This window comes from Pseudonocardia sp. DSM 110487, assembly GCF_019468565.1.
Classification (GTDB): Bacteria; Actinomycetota; Actinomycetes; order Mycobacteriales; family Pseudonocardiaceae; genus Pseudonocardia.
On sequence record NZ_CP080521.1, the window covers coordinates 7,382,257 to 7,401,475 of the forward strand.

General features: G+C 65.4%; 20 protein-coding genes and 2 pseudogenes. 9 read left to right on the forward strand and 13 right to left on the reverse strand.

The features are described from left to right. Positions 1 to 19: 19 nt before the first annotated feature. Positions 20 to 754 (forward strand): GntR family transcriptional regulator, encoded by a 735-nt coding sequence (locus tag K1T35_RS34535; RefSeq protein ID WP_220255942.1) that lies wholly within the window; start codon positions 20 to 22, stop codon positions 752 to 754. 490 nt (positions 755 to 1,244) lie between these two features. Here the strand turns inward: K1T35_RS34535 and K1T35_RS34540 are convergent, their stop codons facing one another. Genes K1T35_RS34540 through K1T35_RS34555 form a run of 4 tightly spaced genes read right to left on the reverse strand, consistent with a single transcriptional unit; the run spans position 1,245 to position 2,570 of the window. Beyond that, on the reverse strand, positions 1,245 to 1,466 hold the full coding sequence (locus K1T35_RS34540; protein ID WP_220255943.1) for a hypothetical protein: 222 nt from the start codon (positions 1,464 to 1,466) through the stop codon (positions 1,245 to 1,247). 19 nt (positions 1,467 to 1,485) lie between these two features. Continuing rightward, positions 1,486 to 1,965 carry a hypothetical protein gene (locus tag K1T35_RS34545; RefSeq protein WP_220255944.1) on the reverse strand — a complete coding sequence of 160 codons (480 nt, stop codon included), beginning with the start codon at positions 1,963 to 1,965 and terminating at the stop codon, positions 1,486 to 1,488. Between the two features lie 36 nt (positions 1,966 to 2,001). Continuing rightward, positions 2,002 to 2,217, reverse strand: coding sequence for a hypothetical protein (locus K1T35_RS34550; protein WP_220255945.1), 216 nt, complete (start codon positions 2,215 to 2,217; stop codon positions 2,002 to 2,004). Then, complete coding sequence (locus K1T35_RS34555; protein WP_220255946.1) at positions 2,172 to 2,570, reverse strand: hypothetical protein; 399 nt, start codon at positions 2,568 to 2,570, stop codon at positions 2,172 to 2,174. Before K1T35_RS34555 ends, K1T35_RS34550 begins: the two co-directional genes overlap by 46 nt. Before the next feature lie 62 nt (positions 2,571 to 2,632). On the opposite strand from K1T35_RS34555, the gene K1T35_RS34560 reads away from it, so the two are divergent. Together K1T35_RS34560 and K1T35_RS34565 are read left to right on the forward strand one after the other, a co-directional pair. Continuing rightward, positions 2,633 to 2,848 (forward strand): hypothetical protein, encoded by a 216-nt coding sequence (locus tag K1T35_RS34560; protein ID WP_220255947.1) that lies wholly within the window; start codon positions 2,633 to 2,635, stop codon positions 2,846 to 2,848. 104 nt (positions 2,849 to 2,952) lie between these two features. Next, entirely contained in the window at positions 2,953 to 3,261 is a 309-nt protein-coding gene (locus K1T35_RS34565) for a hypothetical protein (protein WP_220255948.1), read from the forward strand. A 304-nt stretch (positions 3,262 to 3,565) separates the two neighbouring features. On the opposite strand, the gene K1T35_RS34570 is transcribed toward K1T35_RS34565, so the two are convergent. Together K1T35_RS34570 and K1T35_RS34575 are read right to left on the reverse strand one after the other, a co-directional pair. Further along, the gene (locus K1T35_RS34570) at positions 3,566 to 3,781 is read right to left on the reverse strand and encodes a hypothetical protein (RefSeq protein WP_220255949.1); all 216 of its coding nucleotides are present in this window, start codon (positions 3,779 to 3,781) and stop codon (positions 3,566 to 3,568) included. Between the two features lie 43 nt (positions 3,782 to 3,824). Then, positions 3,825 to 4,802 carry a hypothetical protein gene (locus K1T35_RS34575; RefSeq protein WP_220255950.1) on the reverse strand — a complete coding sequence of 326 codons (978 nt, stop codon included), beginning with the start codon at positions 4,800 to 4,802 and terminating at the stop codon, positions 3,825 to 3,827. 1,108 nt (positions 4,803 to 5,910) lie between these two features. Between K1T35_RS34575 and K1T35_RS34580 the strand changes: the two genes are divergently transcribed. The 5 genes from K1T35_RS34580 to K1T35_RS49275 all read left to right on the forward strand — a co-directional run bounded on the left by K1T35_RS34580 (position 5,911) and on the right by K1T35_RS49275 (position 14,276). Further along, complete coding sequence (locus K1T35_RS34580) at positions 5,911 to 7,101, forward strand: hypothetical protein (RefSeq protein ID WP_220255951.1); 1,191 nt, start codon at positions 5,911 to 5,913, stop codon at positions 7,099 to 7,101. Then, positions 7,098 to 8,309, forward strand: a complete 1,212-nt coding sequence (locus K1T35_RS34585) for a lanthionine synthetase LanC family protein (RefSeq protein ID WP_220255952.1) — start codon at positions 7,098 to 7,100, stop codon at positions 8,307 to 8,309. Before K1T35_RS34580 ends, K1T35_RS34585 begins: the two co-directional genes overlap by 4 nt. Further along, positions 8,306 to 11,317 (forward strand): lantibiotic dehydratase, encoded by a 3,012-nt coding sequence (locus K1T35_RS34590; RefSeq protein WP_220255953.1) that lies wholly within the window; start codon positions 8,306 to 8,308, stop codon positions 11,315 to 11,317. The genes K1T35_RS34585 and K1T35_RS34590 overlap by 4 nt, the downstream gene beginning before the upstream one ends. 78 nt (positions 11,318 to 11,395) lie before the next feature. After that, entirely contained in the window at positions 11,396 to 13,366 is a 1,971-nt protein-coding gene (locus K1T35_RS34595) for an ABC transporter ATP-binding protein (protein ID WP_220255954.1), read from the forward strand. A 109-nt stretch (positions 13,367 to 13,475) separates the two neighbouring features. Next, entirely contained in the window at positions 13,476 to 14,276 is an 801-nt protein-coding gene (locus K1T35_RS49275; RefSeq protein ID WP_255621050.1) for a hypothetical protein, read from the forward strand. Here K1T35_RS49275 and K1T35_RS34600 read toward each other — a convergent pair. Continuing rightward, positions 14,257 to 14,757 carry a hypothetical protein gene (locus K1T35_RS34600; RefSeq protein WP_255621052.1) on the reverse strand — a complete coding sequence of 167 codons (501 nt, stop codon included), beginning with the start codon at positions 14,755 to 14,757 and terminating at the stop codon, positions 14,257 to 14,259. The genes K1T35_RS49275 and K1T35_RS34600 overlap by 20 nt on opposite strands. Before the next feature lie 51 nt (positions 14,758 to 14,808). Next, on the reverse strand, positions 14,809 to 14,949 hold the full coding sequence (locus K1T35_RS49280; protein ID WP_255621053.1) for a hypothetical protein: 141 nt from the start codon (positions 14,947 to 14,949) through the stop codon (positions 14,809 to 14,811). A gap of 586 nt (positions 14,950 to 15,535) precedes the next feature. On the opposite strand from K1T35_RS49280, the gene K1T35_RS34605 reads away from it, so the two are divergent. Further along, positions 15,536 to 16,657: an IS630 family transposase gene (locus K1T35_RS34605; protein ID WP_255621054.1), complete on the forward strand. Its 1,122-nt coding sequence runs from the start codon at positions 15,536 to 15,538 to the stop codon at positions 16,655 to 16,657. Positions 16,658 to 16,748: 91 nt separating this feature from the next. Here the strand turns inward: K1T35_RS34605 and K1T35_RS34610 are convergent, their stop codons facing one another. From K1T35_RS34610 to K1T35_RS34620, 5 genes and pseudogenes are all read right to left on the reverse strand, one after another. Then, positions 16,749 to 16,952 carry a hypothetical protein gene (locus K1T35_RS34610; protein ID WP_220255955.1) on the reverse strand — a complete coding sequence of 68 codons (204 nt, stop codon included), beginning with the start codon at positions 16,950 to 16,952 and terminating at the stop codon, positions 16,749 to 16,751. Between the two features lie 130 nt (positions 16,953 to 17,082). Then, positions 17,083 to 17,871: a zinc ribbon domain-containing protein gene (locus K1T35_RS34615; protein ID WP_255622808.1), complete on the reverse strand. Its 789-nt coding sequence runs from the start codon at positions 17,869 to 17,871 to the stop codon at positions 17,083 to 17,085. An 18-nt stretch (positions 17,872 to 17,889) separates the two neighbouring features. After that, a pseudogene (locus K1T35_RS49285) lies at positions 17,890 to 18,099 on the reverse strand (recombinase family protein); the annotation flags it as partial. A gap of 374 nt (positions 18,100 to 18,473) precedes the next feature. Further along, positions 18,474 to 18,713: pseudogene (locus tag K1T35_RS49290) on the reverse strand (acyl-CoA dehydrogenase family protein); the annotation flags it as partial. Positions 18,714 to 18,900: 187 nt separating this feature from the next. Then, entirely contained in the window at positions 18,901 to 19,215 is a 315-nt protein-coding gene (locus tag K1T35_RS34620; protein WP_220255957.1) for an NIPSNAP family protein, read from the reverse strand. Between the last annotated feature and the right edge of the window lie 4 nt (positions 19,216 to 19,219).

Consider the following 19,219-nt stretch of genomic DNA (forward strand, 5'->3'; position numbering starts at 1 on the left):
TCTTGGGTGTGCGAGGACTATGGCAACCGCCACACTTCGTGTCAACCCTCGGCTACCCTTGACCGGCCACTCCGTCTCGACCAGGCAGGATCCCGTGAGCGAACAGCAAGAGGCGCGCCTGTCCCTCACCGATCGCGCCTACTCACGGCTCAAGGAAGAGATCCTCACCGCCCGCCGACGCCCGGAGTCACTGCTCCTCGAGCACGAACTCGCGGAGGAGTACGGAGTGTCGAAGACGCCCGTGCGCGAGGCGCTGCGACTCCTCGTCCACGACGGGTGGGTACTCGTCATCCCGCGCAAGGGCTACCTTGTCCGGCCGTTCCGCTTCGACGACGTGCGAGAGATCTTCGCCATGCGGCAGATGATCGAACCGGCCCTCGTCGCAGAGGCCGCGAAGCGGAGCACCCCTGATCAGCTCGATGTCCTCGACCGCCACATCGATGCCCAGGTCGCCGCAATCGGCAATGCCGAAGCAGCCATGGGCGCGGCGGCCGCGTTCCACATGGGGATCGCAAAGCTGGCCGGCAACCGTCGCGCCGAGAAGACACTCCAGACCCTGGTCGACGAGGCCAGGCGCATGCATTACCTGGTGCCGTCGCTCGACAGACGGGTCACCAGCAACCAGGAGTTCCGCGACCACCGCGACCTCGTCGCGGCCATGCGCCGAATGGACCTGACCCTCGCGCAGGAGATCATGGAGCGGCATTCGCAGGAGTCGATTCGTCAAACCCTCGAGGGCCTGACCCAGCTCTGACGGGTTGATCGCGGACTCGACCTCGCGGTGGTGTGGCTGTGGCGCGGAGGTGCCGGGCGAAAAGGCACGTCACCCCGGCCTATGTGCCCCGCTGAACCATTTCGGTAGCCGGCTCGCCTGGAGGATCATCGTGGCGACGTCACACACGCGCCCCCCGCGACGAGACCGTCAAGTGCGGCGGCCAGCGCGTCGCGGAACGCTGCGACGGCCGAGCTTGACGTCCTCGTAGCCGCGGACGCCGTCGGGCAGCTCAGCGAGTGCCACCACCTCGGCGAGGTTCTAACTTCTGGTGTCGCCGAGCCTGGGTCTCATCCCGGTGCGGTCGAGAATGCGGCGGTCACGAGAGCGGCCGCCAGTCCTTCGCCTTCGAGGACGGAGGGCGACATGGACGAGGATGCGTTCTTCGCAAAATTCACCGAGGAGTCGCGGGCACCTGAGGAATCGCTGCGCCGCATTTACATGTTCGTTGACGGCGCGCCTTGGCTTGGGCTCACACGCCGGAAGCTCGCCGTCCGGCCCCCTTGAGCGCTTCCGCATCGTCGCCCTCATCCACGGCAAACTCGGAGGCGTCGATCTTCTTCAGCGCAGCAGCCTGGAGGAGGGCCAGGTCGAGTACCTCGACGTCGAGCTCAACCTCTAGCCTCACACGAACGGATTCTTTGTCGGTCATCCGGAGCCCTCTGTCACCCCTCTCTGCCGTCTGTCGGATCATGACCCAGACAGGAGGGGCGCTACCGGCACTCAAGTCGCCCCGCGTGAGCGACCGCAGGACGACTGACCCCCCAAGTCGTACGACACTTTATTCCGGCGACACGGACCTCCAGCTCGTACGGCAGCCCGGCAGCCCCCAGGATGGTGTCGATCTCCTCGGCCTTCCCAGGCGCAGAGCTGGTCGGGAACACCCCTCTGATCCGGTCGTGCGGTACGTCACTCAGCTCGCCGAGGGAGAGCTCGACGAATGCCTTCAGCCGCGGGGGGCTCCCGTCCTCCGACTCGGAACCCCAGCTCAGGGTGGCGTGGACCGTGTCGGCGGGAGTCGGCAGAGCGAGGCGATCGCTGATCGCGACCGTCGTGGTGACCGCCTGCTCATGAAGTGGGCCCGCCACCGTGAACGACGTGGTGGTTCCATCCCGCGGGCTGCTCGGTATCGGGCTGGTGCAGACCGACCACCCTATCTCGGTGCGTTCGGGCAAGCCCAACTCCTTCAGCACGTCGAAGACGGCTACGACCGAGCCGGGCTCGATCCCTCAGACCTCGACCACTCGGTCCCAGTAGGTCGCGTTCCCCGAGCCGAGCTCGACCGTCGCCGCCGGGTAGCGCGCGGTCAGCTCGGCCCAGGCCCGAACCTCAGCGAGGAGGTCCTCCGCCGGCGGTAGGGCGAGACCGTCCAGGTCTCCGATGAGATTGGCGGTGGTGCTCAGGCTGAACGCGCCGGCCCTGTGGTGCGCCGTGATGGCGACCATGTTGTAGGAGAACAAGGGGACACGTCGACACCGGCGAAGGCGCTCCCCCGCAGACCGTCGATGGTGCGGCGCGCGACCGCAGCAACCTCGTCAGGCCCGGCGGTGGGTTCGAACACCACCACGGCGGTCGATACGTCTCGGCAGCCGAAGTACGTGATGGCGGATTCACGCACACCGTCGAGCCTGCTGACTGCCGCGTCGAGCCACATCGCGGAGGCACGAGCGGCGACCTCATCACCCAGACGTTCCGCCGAGCAGCCCCTCTCGTTCACGATCTGCACCCCGATCAGCGCGCCGATCACGACCGGCACCGCAACGACCGCCAGCACGATCTTCCACACCCGAGAACGCATCACCGATCCCCCTTCGCACGCCCCTTGTTTCCGACCGCTGTCACCCTTCGACGGTTGGGGTCATGCAAGAGATCGGTCGAGCAGCGTGCTTCATCCGCACGCCGCACATCCTGCGCAAGCCTGCCGACCCGCGCGGGTACGCCATGATCCCGCGCCGCTGGGCGGTCGAACGAACCTTCGCCTCGCTCACCGAGCACCGCCGCCTGACACCGGACTTGAAGCCCAGGAGATCGACTACTTTCGCCTGCGACTACGACTGCGCGATGCTGTACTTTTAAATGTATGGACACTTGCATTGCGCAGGTGTGCCACATCCGGATGATCAATTCCCCCCTCGGACACTAGATCTGGTCTCTGACCAGCGGGTTCTCGCTGGCTCTACGTGCTCTCGCGCAGTATGCGCTGGTCACAGGCGTGGGGATTCAAGTCCCACTGGGACACGCCCGTCCTTGCACAGCCGGGTCTGGAGCAGCTGCTTCCCGGTGGTTCGGTCGAGCACGAGCTGTTCTATCGCCTCGGTCGCTTCGCCGGGATCTTCGTGTCGGTGTCGCGGTTGCGACGGGCGATGCCACAGAAATTCAGACGCCACCAGCTGGCGTTGGTGTTGGAAAGATGGCTGCAGTCAGGACAGCTATGCCAGAAGCAGCCATCGACGACCGCCGCGACACGCACGCCGCGCAGCAAGAAGTGACGCGCCGACGCGATTCGTGACCCGATCAGCGCCCTCGATGTCGCCGAGCTCGGGCGCGGCATCAGCCGACGACGCGCATCATCGTCACGACCCCACCGGGCGGCTCCGGAACCGCCGCGTCCGCGACGACTGCCGCTGCGTTGGGCGCGGTAGTGGGTCTGTCAGCGGACGGGCTCGACGTCATTGCCGAGAGAGCCGAGAACGTAGCCGGCAGATCGTCGTCGTGATGGAGCGCGTTCTGACACGAGCCCACGATGACGACGAACCCGAGACGCCGATCCACGCCTTCGCTGTGCCGCCCACATCACACCTGCCCGGTGAAGATGGCTGGCTCGCCGAGGAAGCCGGGGGTGACCTCGAGCTGGAGCTCGTCCGCCGCCTCCCTGAGCGACAACGCGATGGTGAACATGGTCGACTTACCGGGCAGCACCGTCCCGGCGGGGTTCTCGCTGCCACCGTTAGCGCTGTCGAAGATCCTCGACACCTGGCGCCCACCGTGCGTGGCGTTCACCACCGTCATCACGGCGTCGTAGGGCTCCTCGGACCCGTTGACTACGGTGATGTCAAAACGTGATGGCGTGGTCGCCGTCGTGGCTCGCCGCATACCGACTCGGCTTGTACGGCTGAGGCGCGGCGACCTCGACGGCGAGCCCGTCGTCGAACGTGACTCGCTGTCCGAACGCTGCGACCGCCGGCGCAGCAGCGCCGGCAGGCCGCTCGGCCTCGATCGCGGGCTGCTGCCCATCCGGCCCGGGCACCGGCGGGGCGGCGATGGGCGCCGGGCTGGACAGGTCCTCGGCGAGCTGGTCGACCGCCCCGAACACGATGGTGATCCCCCAGACACCAAGTGCCAACGCGCCCGCCCCCAACAGCAGACCGGTCATCGCGGTCGTCCCGTTGGTAGCCATGCCCTTGCGAACGCGCGACCAGCCGACGAGAGCGAGCGGAATGGCGACCAAGGCGCAGATCACGGCGATGAACCCGGTCAGCGGGACAAGACCGAACAAGATCCCGACGGGCGCGATGATGGCGGCGGCCAAGCCGAAGCCATTCCTAGCCGCCGGCGCCGCGGGCTGCGTCAGCCCAGCAGTGCCAGCGTGCCGCGGCGCAAAGCCGTACGGATCGGCAATGGCGCGGCCTCGGGCGTCCGCTTCGGCGACCTCTCGCTCGGCGCGCATCCGACCGGTCGCGGGCTGACGGGGGCCGCACCCGGAACGCCAGCGGCGCGGTCGTCTGAAGAGGCGATCGGCATCAGCGCGCGACTCCTCGACCAGCACGGGCGCCGGATCGCTCTCGAACGCGGCGTCGTGGGTCTCGCGGCCAAGGTAGACCGAGACGAGTCCGATGAGGACGAAGATCAGGAGGAACAGCGCCACCGATAGGTAGGCGCCCAACCATGCGAGTAGCGCGGTAGCGATGAGTCGGGTCAGCCCGCCGATCGGGTCGGAGCTGGTGCGCGCGAGGGTGATCCCGGTGCTGCGGCTCTGCGTGTCGAACAGCTCGGCCAGGTACACGCCCGACGCCGACAGCAGGACCTTCATCCCGAACCCGTACGCCAGCACCAACGCGCCGATGACCAGCGCGGGCTCACGCGTGTTGAGCAGCCAGAAGACCCGGGAACGCGAAGACGAGGTAGACCGGGCGACGGCCCACCCTGTCGCACGGCATGCCGACGAGCGGGATGATCCCTCGGGAGTTTTCCGAAACGGGCCCACGGACGGCGGTCGGTGTTCTACTGTCGGTCACCGTCCGCAACTCCTGCTCGACACCCACTCGTGCCGAATGTTCCGTGTCGACTGCCAAGCTCCGCTTGACAGCGTCACTGCGCTCCCGGCACTCAGAAGCCAATGGAGTGACGCATGTATGACATCGAGCGTCAACGGCCTCGCAGCGATTTGGGCCCTGGCGCCCGCACCCGTCGGCCAGGAAGACGGATCGCGGGCTCCAGACATCGGGGGCGCATTCGGTCGAATTCTGGAACGGGCTGACACAGCGGCGGCAGATGCGGGGCGCGATGGAGATCGCCGAACAGATGGCGGCTTCATCGACGCTGCCGATACCGTCCCGCGCTCCGAAGAAATGCCACGTCGTCGTCGGCGTCGACCCATCGCCAAGGGCAGGCCGAATTGCATGGGTCCACGCCGTAGATGCGTCAGGAGACAGGTTCCCGAATATCAGAGAAGCAGTTGACTCACCGAATCAGCTCCCATACTATGAATAGTGCAGGAGCGTCACTCACAACGAGACAGAATTGGGGGAAACGCCATGACAGAAGCAGTTGTGACCGATCGGGATCCGATCGGCACCCTGAAGTTCGAGGCGGAGACTGTCAAGCGCTTCAGTAGCGCACGCCCGGTGACTACGCAAGCAGTAACGGACCTGACGTGCGATACAGACTTGTGCAACCCCTCATGGCAGGATTGCACGTCCATCGAAATCTGCGGAGAGCCGGAGCCGACCACCATCTGCCCGCAGCGGGTTTACTAGTCGACCTGCAGATAACGCGCAGATTGGGGCACACCTCGTGAGACCGTGCCGCCGGGCATCCGAACTAATTGGGTTCCCCGGCGGCACGCGTCATGGCGAGCACTTACCGAGCATCCCGTCGGCGACCGTTGCCGGCGAGGGATATACGAATGGCGTGACAACATGGCCTCCAGGCAACAAGCCCGAACCCGCTACAATGACTCCGTATTGCGGTCCGTCGAGGCCGTTGGGGGTCCGATATCCGATCTGGTGCGAGAGGCGTTTACGGCGACCGACCGGGCAGCGTTCATCAACGGCTACTATGCGCCGAGCGGCGGAAAGTACCAGTGGTTCGAATTCTCGAACTCGAATCCTTCGCAGGACGGCCTGGAGCGGATCTACAGCAATGCTCCGCTGACGACGCAGTTCGACCCGGTGACCAGACGCCCGACAAGCTCGTCCTCAATGCCCGGCCTGATGGTGTCCATGCTACAGGCACTCGGCGCCCAGCCCGGCGAGACCGTTGTTGAAATCGGAACCGGAACCGGCTATAACGCCGCCCTGCTATCGGCCATCGTCGGCGCCCGCGGGCGCGTCTACTCTTTCGAGTCCTCACCAGATATCGCCGAAGCGGCACGGTCGAACCTCGGCCGCGCTGGCTGCCGAAACGTCGTCGTCATCAACGCCGACGATATCACGGCGAGTCGCCCGGCGGTCGCCGACCGAATGATCGTGACAGCAGGTTTCCCCTGCATACCGGCTTCCTGGTGGGACGGCATCGTGGACGGCGGCGTCGTCGTCGTTCCGCTCCGGCAAGGACCGGGGCACCCGCTGGTACGACTGACGAAGAATGCCGCTGCTGCCCGGTGGGATGGCACCTATGTCTCGTACGCCGACTTCATGCCGGCGGTGGGGCCCGGCATCAGCGAGCTGCACACCGCGCTGCGGGTCGTCCGTGTTGACGGCCCCGGGAACCTGAAGTCATCGCCAACGGACCTGTCGAAGGCGAGAGACTTGTTCGACGTGAAGTTCTTTGCATCGCTCGAATGCGACCAGGTCGAAAACGCGGTTGTCGTGGCTGCTGACGGCGCGAAGCTGGCCACTGGGTTCGGACTCTCGACGGACGAGAACGAGTCGACCGCGCTCGCTGTTCCCGGTGCCATCGTGTCCACCGGACCGGAGGGCGACGGGCTGCGGGACAGGCTCCTCGGAATAATCGAGGAATGGCAGCGACTCGGTCGGCCGCGGGTTGCGGACTTCACGGTCCGGATACCGCGAGACAACGGAATCGACGCCGATACCGAGGACGTCTCCGGATGGCGCACGCGAGTTGGTAAGGTATCCCTCACGGTCCGGCCGCGTAGTCGCCCGTGAACTGGAAACCACTCCTCGAAGGCAAAGACGCATCGGCCGCGATCATCGCCGCTCAGCGCTTGGCCGGTCTGGCGGTAACGACGCTGGCCGATCGTGCGCGGACCTCCACTCACCCGGGTTCGGTCGGTCTGGCAGGCGGCTTGGCGGGTGCGGTCGTCCACGACCAGTACGTGGCGGCCTACCACGGGAAGCGCAATCGGGAGGCTCGTTCCCGCCTCGAACTTCTTGCGCAGCGGGTCACCAGTGATCCGGCCATCAGCCCGTCTCTCTTCACCGGACACAGCGGTGCCCTCTGGGCGCTGGCCCGCACGAGCCCGACGCATGCCATGACTGTGGACGGACTGCGCAACGCTCTGGTCGACGGACTCACCGGCGGCGTGGATCGACCTACCGAACACGAGTTCGACCTCATTCGAGGGATGGCTGGCGTTGTCCAGTTGGCGCGAGTACTCATTTCCACGTCCAGCACGCGGCGAAACCATTGTCGCAGTGCCGGGTGGCTCGTTGACAGCCTGGACCCGGCCGGATACTGGAGGACGCCAGTGAGATCGTCACGCCGCGCGGTCATACCATCAGTGGCGGATGAGTACTACGTCGACTGGGGTATTGCCCACGGATGTTCCGGTGCGGCGGCCACGCTGGTGCGGTACGCAGCGGATCTCGGCAACCGCACCGCAGCCACCACAATACTGACTTCCGTCACTTCGGCGCTGGATCGGCACTCGACCCGGGATGACGAACACCCGCGACCAGCCGTGCGGCTGCCACGATTCAGCGGGCCGAAGGGCGTCGAGCACGAGAGATCATTCGCCTGGTGCTACGGGGAAGCCGGGGTCGGCGCGGCCATCGGCCTGTGCTGGCTCAGCGCCGGGCGGCCGGCCGAGGCCACACGATGGCTCGAGATCGCGCTCGCTGGCATCAAGCGCGGACTTCAGGCAGGCGACCGTCTCATGCCGGGCCTGTGTCACGGCGCGGCCGGCTTGCTCATGATCGCGGCCCGCCTGTTCAACGCGACCGAGGACGAGCGGTTTCTCACGTTGGGTCAACAGCTCGCTGATGCGTTGACCGGCATAGCCCACGACCATACTGCCCTGGTGCGCAGAACCGGATATGGCCTCCTCGAAGGAGCGCTTGGCGTTACACTCGCGTTGTCGCTGGCCGCAAGCGATGTGGAACCGACCTGGGATTCCGTCTTCTGCCTGTCATGAGGACTACATTGGCTTCGACTCACAGTGCCGCTGCGGTTCTCCGCGTCACGTTGCTCGACCACAGCCAGGTCGCAAGCGTACTGGACGCTGTTGAACGCGAGGATCGGGACGCGCTCCGGGAAGTCTTGCAGGTCGGAGATTTTCGCGAAGCTGTCGAGGTGGCCGCGCCCGATCTCGGAAGACAGTTGGATCGGCTTGCCCTTGATGACCTCAGCCGAAAGAAGTTGGACCGACTGTATCGTGCGCTCTATCGATTCGGGATGCGTGCGCTCTTCCGGCCGACACCGTACGGGCTATTCAGCGGCGTTGGGTTTGCGCCGGTAGATGCGGTCGGCACGCCGGGAGACGGGCACCCCTTCTGTCGGTGCGTCCGACCGTCGGCCAGTTGGGTACGGAACTTGTGTCACGAGGTTCGGGAGAACCCTACGGCGATCTCCGGGCTGCGTATCATCGGTAACCGATCGGTCTTCGATGACGGCGCACGCCTCGTCATCGCCTGCAACATCAAATCCGACGCTGAAGGTCTCATCATTTTCAATGACGTCGCCCTCATTCGGCGAATACTCCGCCACTGCACCGATTGGACAGCATATCCGGATGTCGTCCGGTTCATTGAATCCGCCACCGGCGCCGCCCGCAACGCCGTTGTTGCATACCTCGGGGACCTGATCGGGAACGGCGTTCTTTTGACAGAGCTCGATGACATACCAATGACATTCGACCCATTTTCCAGCCTGTTGTCCCTCGCCGGTGAGATGCGGTCAAGAGCCGGTGCGTCCCACCAGTACTGGGCTGATCTCGATGGGTCATTGCAGCGCGTGTCAGCTGCGGTGAAAAGAATAGATCGGTTCTCTTCCAACCAACCTGGCGCCTATCGGCGTAGTGTTGCCACGATGGCTGAGATCTCCAGTCAAGCTGTCGACCTGCACGTGGACGCTGTAGCTGGCGCCCGTCTCGTTCGGCGCATCGAGTCCAGCCGTGTCATATTGCCCGGCGCGGAGCTCGAGCGCGCGGTGACGGCTGTTCGTACGATCTTCCCCATGGGACTTCACGAGAACGTCCTCGCCGTGAAGCGATGGATCGAGAAGCACTACGGGCCGGACCAGTTCGTCCCACTGGGCGAGGTATTCACTCCAGGCTCCGGTGTGGATCTGAGTGATGCTGCGCGTCAGCACGGCACGGCCGTCGGCCAGCCGCGCGGTGAAGTCGACCTGCATCAGTTCGTCGGGAGCGCCGAGAAGGTCGACGTCCAAGCTGCCGTGGCCGCGGCGCATCAGCGCTCGCCGTCGCTACCGACCCGCCCGCTGTCGCTCGCGCTGCTCAGATACCGGACCATGCACGACAGTCGGCAGTGGGTCGAGTTCAAAGTCGCCGCCGCATCGATGGCGATTCTCGGGCGATTCAGCGGCCTCGACGACGGACTGCTGCAGATCTACCGGGAGTTCGTTCTCCGACAGGAGGAGATCGACGACGGCGCAGTAATACGCGCCGAGGTAAGGGGACTTTATCGAGGCCGGGCGCAGAACGTAGCGATCCGTCCCACAATGCGACAGTTCTGCATCGACCTGGGCTCACCCACCCAAGGGAGGGATGCCTTCGGACGTGCGGTCACCTCGATACCTGTAAGCGATCTCGCACTCCGATCTCGCGGAAGATCCGTCGAGCTGTACAGTAGCTCACTGGGCCGACGCATCCTCCCGAGCATCGAGAACGCGCTGCGCTCACAAATGGCTGCATATCCGATACTGCAGTTCCTTCACGGCCTTTCGGCCGAGGCTGGCGGTGCGGTGCAGTGGAACTGGGGCACCCTTGATCGCGCACCGTACCTGCCCCGGGTGACTTGCCGAGAGATCGTCCTCGCCCCTCGACAGTGGCGCATGCCCGTCGACGAGTTGCGCCCAGCCCTGCGGAAAGAGCGCATACCACGATTCATAGAGGTCCGACACGGGACGTTGCACGAGGTCCACGATCTCGGATCACGCTGTGGCATCGACGATGTAACGCGCCGTGCACTGAAAGACGGAACCGTCTCCTTCCGCGAGATCGGAATCTCGAACGGGAATCTAGAGAATACTACAACGTTCGAACGAGCTTCTCTTGTCGGATCATCACCCGGAGCCCGTGGACCACAGGAGCGGAATCATCCGGCCGCCAGCTCGATTATCGATCTTCGAACGGACGGCCGCTACTTCGGGCCGGGGTCGACCTGGCTGTCACTGCGGATATACATCTCCCTCAGCCGCATGAATTCGCTGGTGGGGCCGGTCGCCCAGTGCGTGGCCCAATGCATCGGCTCCGGCGCGGCGGACAGTTGGTTCTTCGTGCGATACACGGACGGTGATCCGTACTTGCGTGTTCGCGTTCACGGAATGGACCCAGCTCGACTATGGGGCGCCGTCCTGCCCAGGCTGTACGAGACGGTAGCTAATTTGAGCCCGTCGATCTCCGTGATCGCCGATCGGTATACACGTGAGCTCGATCGGTATGGCGGGTCCTCGAGTATCGGCATCTGTGAAGAGTGGTTCCACTCCGACAGTGCGTACATTGTCGGGGATTTGATTGACAACGTCGACGCCCATCAAGTTGATCGCGCATTGTGGGAGATCGACACCCTATACGACCTCGCCGGCCTGTCGACGAGCGAGCGACGCAGCTTCGCGCGTCACTGCGAGATCTCCCGAGCGCGGGCTGCAACCCGGGCGGCGGTGGACGACGCCGGGCGGCGCTACCGTTCCATGCAGATCGCTGCCGTGCAAGAAGGTTCATCCGCGAGTCTCCGACTGTCTCCCGAAGCCTTGACTTGGCGATCGAGCAGCGCGGCGTCGCTCAATTCCTTGCGAGATATCCTTGGCGGCTCGAGCGAGCAGTACGCGACAATCGTCCGAAGTTTCGTGCACATGCATTGTAATCGACTTTTCCCGCACGATTCCAACTACTGGGAGGCGGTCTGCAGCTCGATACTTCGCCGAAGGTACGACTACTCGCTCAACAACCAGCTCGCGGTGTGATGTGTCGTATCGGCAGTGTGGGTCGACATGCCCCTTCAAGGCGAATTCGGGACAGATCAGCGAATCGGGGAGAACAGTATGAGCCTCGGCAGCTTGTTTCGATCACGGGTGGGCATGAAGGCTGGGCCAGGCCCGGTTCTGATCGGATCAGATGATCTCAAGACGCCGTATTGGGCTATCGGATACGGTGCGGGTAGCGCGAGCGTCTCCGGCCTTATTGGCAGTGCCCCCCGATCTTTGCTTGGCGTTGCTCAGCACGCGTGGAACGCCGCCCCTGGGCTGACCGCGACATGTGTTGTCCTACAGGTCGTCGCCGGATGCCTACAAGCACTGGGACTTCTTTCTACTGTGCAAGTCTTTACGCGGCTGCTGGAGGCCGGACCAAACGCTGAGCGGCTCGAGGCGGCGTTACCGTCGATCATTTTCGTGGCCATTGCAATTGCCTGTCGCGGAATTCTTACAGCTGCCGCCGGAATGGTCCAGGCATACATTGGACCAATCGTGGAGAAGCAGGCCGAGGATGCTCTGTACGCCGCGCTCATCGAAGCTGATATCGTCGCGTTCGACGATCCGGATTTCACGCATCTGGTCGCTCGCGTCGTCCAGAGATCGGCCGGACAGTTTCGCCAGGCTGTCCGGCTTTCCAGCGATCTTTCGGGGTCGATCATATTGGTTTTCTCGACGATATTGACCGCAGGCCTGTTGCATCCGATCCTTGTTCCCATCACACTCGTCTCGGCGTTGCCGCAAGCTTGGGCAAGCGTGCGATCCGCGCAGCTGGGATTCGAATCGTGGATCAAGCTGAACTCGGAGAGCCGCCGATCGAATGTTGCAAGTGATCTCATCTCGAACAGGCGCAATGTCGCCGAGGTGAGAGCATATGGTGCCCAGGATGTCGTACTGGGCGACTACCGGGCGATTTCCCATTCGGCGATGACCGAGGGAATCCGAGTCGGGCTTCGGCAGAGCCGAGTACGCGGTGCCGGGCGCCTGCTGTCCGCTTTGAGCTCGGTCGTAGGATTCTCGACGATCGGCGTTCTCGTTTATGCGGGCCAGCTCCAGCTCGGCTTGGCCGGTGCCGCGATCTTGGCTCTGCGGATGGCGGCCTCAATGATATCCGTGGCCGTCTCGACCCTCGGACAACTGTTCGAGTGCGGAGTGACCGTCGACCTGTACCGCTCCTGTCTCAACGACATGCGTTCTCGACGTCGAGGAGTTACCGGAAAGCTCCCCGCTGCGCCGTCGCGGATTGAACTTTCGGACATCATCTTTCGCTACCCTGGTCAAGAACGGCCCGCCGTCAACGGCGTGTCCATAACGCTTACCCGCGGGGCGGTCGTGGCCCTTGTCGGGGAGAACGGATCGGGAAAGTCCACCCTGGCAAAGTTGATCTCCGGTCTGTACCTGCCGGCCGCCGGTACGGTGAAGTGGGATGGTATTGACATCTCGTCGATAGACCCGCGCGACCTACACCGTTACGTCGCGGTGATCATGCAGAATCCCTTGCGCTGGCCCGCAACCGCCGAGAACAACATCCGCATCGGCAGGTTCGACCGTGCCGATCCAACTGATGCCGCATTGCACGATGCGGCCTGCAGATCGGGATCCGACAGTGTGGTTTCGACACTACCGTCCGGATACTCTTCCATCCTGTCTCCTCAGTTCCAGTCGGGCCTGGAGCTCTCGGGCGGGCAGTGGCAACGATTCGGCGTCGCGCGCGGCCTCTATCGTGACGCGCCGGTCGTCGTTGCCGATGAGCCGACTGCTGCGCTCGATGCCCGAGCCGAACGGGACGTATTCCGCGCACTACGAGAGTCTGGCAGTTCTGAGAACATCACCGTTCTGGTCACTCACAGATTGGCCAATGTTCGCCATGCTGACACGATTGTGGTTCTCGAGAAGGGGGAGGTCGCGGAAATCGGCACGCATGCGGAGCTGATGGCGGCTCGAGGCTTGTACTTCGAGTTGTTCTCAATACAGGCTAACGCCTACGCGCCTGGTGCCGAGCACGGAGCCCCCACAGGTCTCGGAAATTCACGTTCGACGTAGCCTCGCTGCACCTCTCCGGGGTCAGGCCACTGCTGCAGACACAGGGCTACCGGACCGATCCCAAGTCTTGTGTTAGAGTTTGCGTATGCATCGCGGAGGTCCGTCTAGCGTGCCGGAGTCCTTTCGCCGCGCGGAGAACGACGTTCGGCAACATATTTCTGCGGCGCACCGGTCCTCATGGACCGCCGAGGCGGCACTGGAGATTCTTTGGGCTGGAACCGCGCCATTCACCGAGTTCCATCGGAGTCAGGCGGTGCGCAGCGAGCACGTACCGTCGATCTGCTGGCTCTGGTGGTGGACCGAGTCCTCCGGCGAGTCGCTCGGAATGCTTGTTCGCGCATTGCGATACCACTCGAGTTCCGACGGGCTGCGAAGTGTGCACGTTGGGGCAGCCGAGCGAGAATCGTTGACGTCGCTTTTCGAGATTGGCGCGAAGTATCATATTCCCGTCGTGTACCTGATTTTCGGCGCCATCGATGCGGAACTGAGCTCATCTGTGACTTCGGTGATCCCCGCACTCGAGTTGCGGCGGTATGTGCAGATGGACGCGGTTCCGGCCACCGAACACGTCGCGGCGCGGGCGGTTCCTCTTGCGGATGTCGTCGCCGACGACGGCTCGACCCTCCTGACCCGTCAGATTGCCGAGCGACTCTTGGCCGCTTCGATCGAGGGCGGGGACGTCGCCCGGTCGAGATCGCTGGACGAATGGCGACGGCACCGGCCGGATTCGCGCCTTCCGGGGGTTCCCGTAAACCGGGTGGGCGACTTCGGAATATCGTACGAACGTCACTTCTTCCAAGGGCTGCGGTCGAAGCTGCCCCGGTACGTCGAGGAACGACGAGTGGAGCTTTCTGCCGCGGTTGGTGGGATCGCGATTACCAGAACGGGCGCTATCTGGGAGCGTGTTTGAGGAGAGCAACTTGCGGTGTGAATATGCGGCGTTGTTGTCGCGTCGCGGGGCGTCCGCGGGCGATCCGGCGGGTGATGGTGTTGATTGCGGCCCAGCGGATCATGGTTTCGGATACGGCGGGGTCGCGTACCCCACGCAGCCTCCGCCCGGTTCGGGTGCGGGCCCGCGTCCACGAGCCGATACCCGTACGGCGGACGCCCGCCGAGGAACCGGCCTGCTCCACCGTCTGCGCCCGCATCGCCGCCAACGTCCGATGCCGCGCCCGCACCACCTCGTGTCGCGCCTTCGCCCCCAACGCCGTGACCAGCGCGCGATGCACCGGATCCGCGGGGTCCACCGGCCCGTCCACCTCAGGCAACCACACCTGGATCCCGTGACTTGCGAGCATCTCGGCCACCGGCAGGAACTGGCGCGCGGAGAAGGCCCGCTCGAATTTCCCCACGACCACTGCATCGAACGACCGTCGCGCGTCGCGCGCCACCGCCAGTAGCGCCGCCGCACGCGGACGCCGCTCCCACGCCACCGCCCGCGATCAGCCCACGTCGAAGAACTCGACCACGACCTCGCCGCGCTCGGCGATCACCGACTTCGCCATCTCAACCTGCGACGCCCGCGACGACACTGGATCCTGATAGTCCGCCGTCGAGGTCCGCCCGCAGAACGCGAACCGCACACCCGACACCGCCACAGGCTCGGAGCCACGCCGATGGCGCCTTCTTCGATCCGCAGCCCACCCACGAAGAACATCCCGACTATCGATCTCGAAAAGCGTGTCCACCACGCAATCCAGAACTCCAACGTGGACTCCGCTCGTCGCTGCGCCTCCGCGCCTCGCTCCCGGAGGTTGATGCCGCGGCCGTCCGACAGAGGCAGGACTGGACATATTCCAACGACGTCGCTACATCCAGCGAGGACGGCCCTCATGGCACTGGTCGAGCGCGTGATCAACGACGTCGAGCTGCCCGACTACGCCGGGGTACCGGACTCCGGGGCCCCTGCCCGGTCGCCGATCACGTCGTCAGCCAGGCCGTAGACCACAAGCCTCGGGCGCGACGAGCCAGCGGCCCCGGCCGAAATCGGTGATCTGCTCCACCGACTGCCCGATGCGCTCGGCGACGAGTCCGGCGATGCGCGCTCGAGCCACCTGGCTGGGTAAGCGCGGCGAGGTTCCTAGTGGCTCGACACGCAGTGTCGACCAGGTAATTGATCTTGCCTGCTGGTCTCGGGAGGCTGCGCGCACGTCGAGTGCGGAGGTGGTCGTGGCGCGCAGACCGAGCGTGTTCGTGCGGTCGTTGTCGATGGATGAGGGCCGCAAGCTGGCGCGGATCACGCGAACCGCGCACAACCCGGTGCGGATGCGGCGCGCGATCGTGGTCCTGATGTCCGCCCAAGGCCAGACCGTTCGGGACATCACCTCGTTGCTGCAGGTCAGCGACGACTACGTGCGGGACGTGATCCACGCGTTCAACGAGCGGGGGTTCGACGCGCTGGACCCAAAACCGAGCGGGGGACGCCCGAAGAAGATCGGTGAACAGATCCGCGCCTGGATCTGCCGGATCGCTTGGACGTCCCCCGCCGACTGGGGCATCACCGCGTTCTCCACCTGGTCGCTGGCCAAGCTGCGCGACCACCTCCTACGCGAGGGTGTCGTCGCCGAACTCAGCCGAGAAACGCTGCGGCGGATCCTGCACGCCGGCGGCGTGTCCTGGCAGACCACGACCACCTGGAAGGCCTCCACCGACCCGGACTTCATCCCCAAGATGCGCCAAGTCTTGGACCTCTACGACCACCCACCCGCCGACGGGCGGGTGATCTGCGTCGACGAGTTCGGCCCGCTGAGCCTGCAACCCCCGCAAGGGCAAAGCGTGGCGGCCCCAGCGCCGGCCGCGCCGGCAGCGAGCGACCTACACCCGCACATCGGGGGTGATGCATATGCTCGCCTCCCTGGACCTAAGCACTGGCCGGCTGTTCTACCGGATCCGCGAGCGCAAACGCTGGATCGAGTTCCTCGACCTGCTCAAAGTCCTACGTGGCCGCTGGCCTGGGGAGAAGCTCTACGTGGTCTGCGACAACTTCTCCCCGCACCGCCACGCCCGCCTCCGCGAGCGGTGCACCGCCAACCAGGTCGAGGGTGCACCGCCAACCAGGTCGAGTTGGTGTTCCTGCCCACCTACGGCTCGTGGTTGAACTGGATCGAGAGCGAGTTCGCCGCGCTGCGCTACTTCACGCTCAACGGCACCGATCACCGCAGCCACGAGGAGCAGAACGCCGCTATCGCCAGCTACGTCCGCTGGCGCAACATCCGAGCCCAGCCGAAGGTCAACTTCGCGGTCGGCTCACCGATCCGCACATGGACCAGTTACCCGGCCAAGGCTGCGTGACAAGCCACTAGCTGCACGGCTCGACGATCGGGAACCGAGCACGCCGAACACACCGGCGACGTCCCCCGCTCCGCCGAGCGCGCGCAGGACGTCAGGGGAGCGGCGACCAGGTAAATGCCTCGCGCCACCAGTCGTCGTCGGCCGACCAGGACCGGAGCGCGTCGAACGCCGCATCGCCGTTCGGTGAGGTCGCCACGATGGCCGGACCGGCCGGAGCGGTGAGCTCCAGCCGCCACCGGCCGCCGTCGACCGCGGCCGCCCGAGCCATTGTTCCGCCGAGGCTGTCGATGATCACCTGGCCGACCAGCCGGGTCGACTGGTGGGGACCGATCCTTCACGATCGCTGACGGTCGCCAATCGATCGCCGCTGCACCCGGTTCCGGGACCTGGCTACACGGCCTCTGAGCGACCGCCAACCTTGGCCGTCAATGCAAGCGGAGCCGTGTGGTTAGTGCGCAACTCCCCCCTCGGACACCAGCACTATTCACCCGTCTTCCCAGACGGATGCCTACTTCGGCGGCGTCCTCAGCTGGCTCGTAGCGAACCTGCAGGTCAATGGCGGTGTACAGATCCGCCAGGCGCTCCTCCTTGACGTCAGCGAGCGCCGCGCCGACGTCACCGAGCGAGTCGACCATGGCGTACACCTCGGCGTCGGTGAGCAGGTTCGGCGCCGGCGCGCCGTCCAGCTCCGCCCGCGCGGCCGCCCGCTGAGCCTGAGCCTCGTTGATCACATCGACCAGCGCGGCCGGGTCCACCCCGGAAGCGATGGCCGCCTGGAACCGGCGGAGCCGGGCTTCGGCGTCGGCAAGCCGCTTCTTCGCTGCCTCGTACCCGACCGACTCGGCGCCACCGTCCTGCGACGCCACCAGCGCCGCTATCGCCCGATCGACGTTCGTCCGATCGAAGAGGTGACCGATCCACGAGTTCACCGCGTCCCGAACGGGGTCCTCCCGCAGGTAGACCGCGGGCGGATGCGACGCGAGAGCCGGCGATCCGGGCGCCAGCGTCCGCGCCGGACACCGGTAGTACATCCCGTGCGCTCGCGGGCTGGCCTCCATCTTCCGACCGCACACCGTGCACCGGATCCGCCCACGGAACAGGTACGCCCGCGTCGTGCGCCGCCCACTGCGCTCCGTCTTCCGCGCCGCCTTGAGCCCTCCCGCGGCCTTCGACCGGCGAATCAACTGCGCCTGCGTGAAGTCCTCCACCGACACGACTGCCGGGTGCGCCTGCTCCCGCGAGCGCACCACCCGGTCCGCTTCCGCGCGCCGGACCACATGCCCTGCCGCCACGTCGTCCGGATCGAGCAGCGTCTCGTGCTTGGTCCAACGCCCGAAGAACGCGTAGCCGGTGTAGCGGGGATTGTCCAAGATCGACCGGACCGTGCTCCCCTGCCACCCGTCCGCGAGCCGGTGACGGTTGCGAGCACGCTGAGCCCCCACAGTTGGAGGGTTTTCGCGTCAGGCGGGTAGTGCAGTTCCTGGCCTGACACCACCCGCGCCGCAGGGACCAGCACGTCCTCGGCCACCACCGAGTGACTGCCTGTGCCGCGCATCCCGGCCACGTCCCACGAGCGATCGATGACCAGGTCGGCCATGGGGATCAGCACGAGTGAGAACACGCCGTTGATCATCGTGCCGAGACATGCCCACGTCGCGTCCTCGCACCCCGAGACGGTCGCCCAGCGGCCAGTCACATGGACGCCGTCGGGTCCGCTCACACCGCTGCCGGTCGGATCGCCGACCCCGCAGAACAACGCGTCGGGGTCGGCGAACACTTCCTTCAACGTCGGATCGCCGAAGTCGCCGAACGTGATCATACTCTTGCTGACCATGGACGTGCTCGCGAGCCAGGCGGTCGACGGGCAGCCGCGAGCCAGTTCGGCGATCAGGTGCACGATGTCGCCGGCGCTCTTCGGGGACCCCCCGTACGCGGCGGGTGTGCGAAGGGCGAACACGCCGCTGGAGCGGGCGGCCTGCAGGCTGGCCGCGGCGGGCCGGTTCTGCCGTTCGGTCTGCTCCGCGTTCGCCGCGAGGATGTCGATCACTCCCGACACGGAAACCTCGGGCAGCGCGGGCGGCCATAAGCGTGCGGTCCGCTGTCATACGAGTCTGTGAGGGCGGTGGGCCCCTTCCCCGCGTCCGCGGTTCGCCTGGAGATTTGCGAGGTGCGTGCGCCCACTCGTCGCGGAACGCGAGCTCGTGGTCCCGTAGGGAATCGCCGCGGATCTCGGCGGCGTCGCGTCATTGGAGTCCGGACCCGGGGGTCGGCTCCAACCGGACCGTGGACTCGATCCTGCCCACCAGCGCGGAAACGGTGTCGATCATCCCCGCACACCGAGGATGTCGATGGACGGCGTCGAGGATGCGTTCGCGGTCGGCGGCGTCCTCGAAGCGTCGGATCCAGACGAACGCGTCCTCGTCGCCGATCACGGTGAACGCCCCCACCACGTGCATCCCCATCTCCTGGTGCAAGGGGATGACGATCTGGTCCATGTAGCGGGCCAGTTCGGTGCCGCGCCCGGCGCGGGCGTGCTCCGTACGGATCTCGTAGAACATCGGT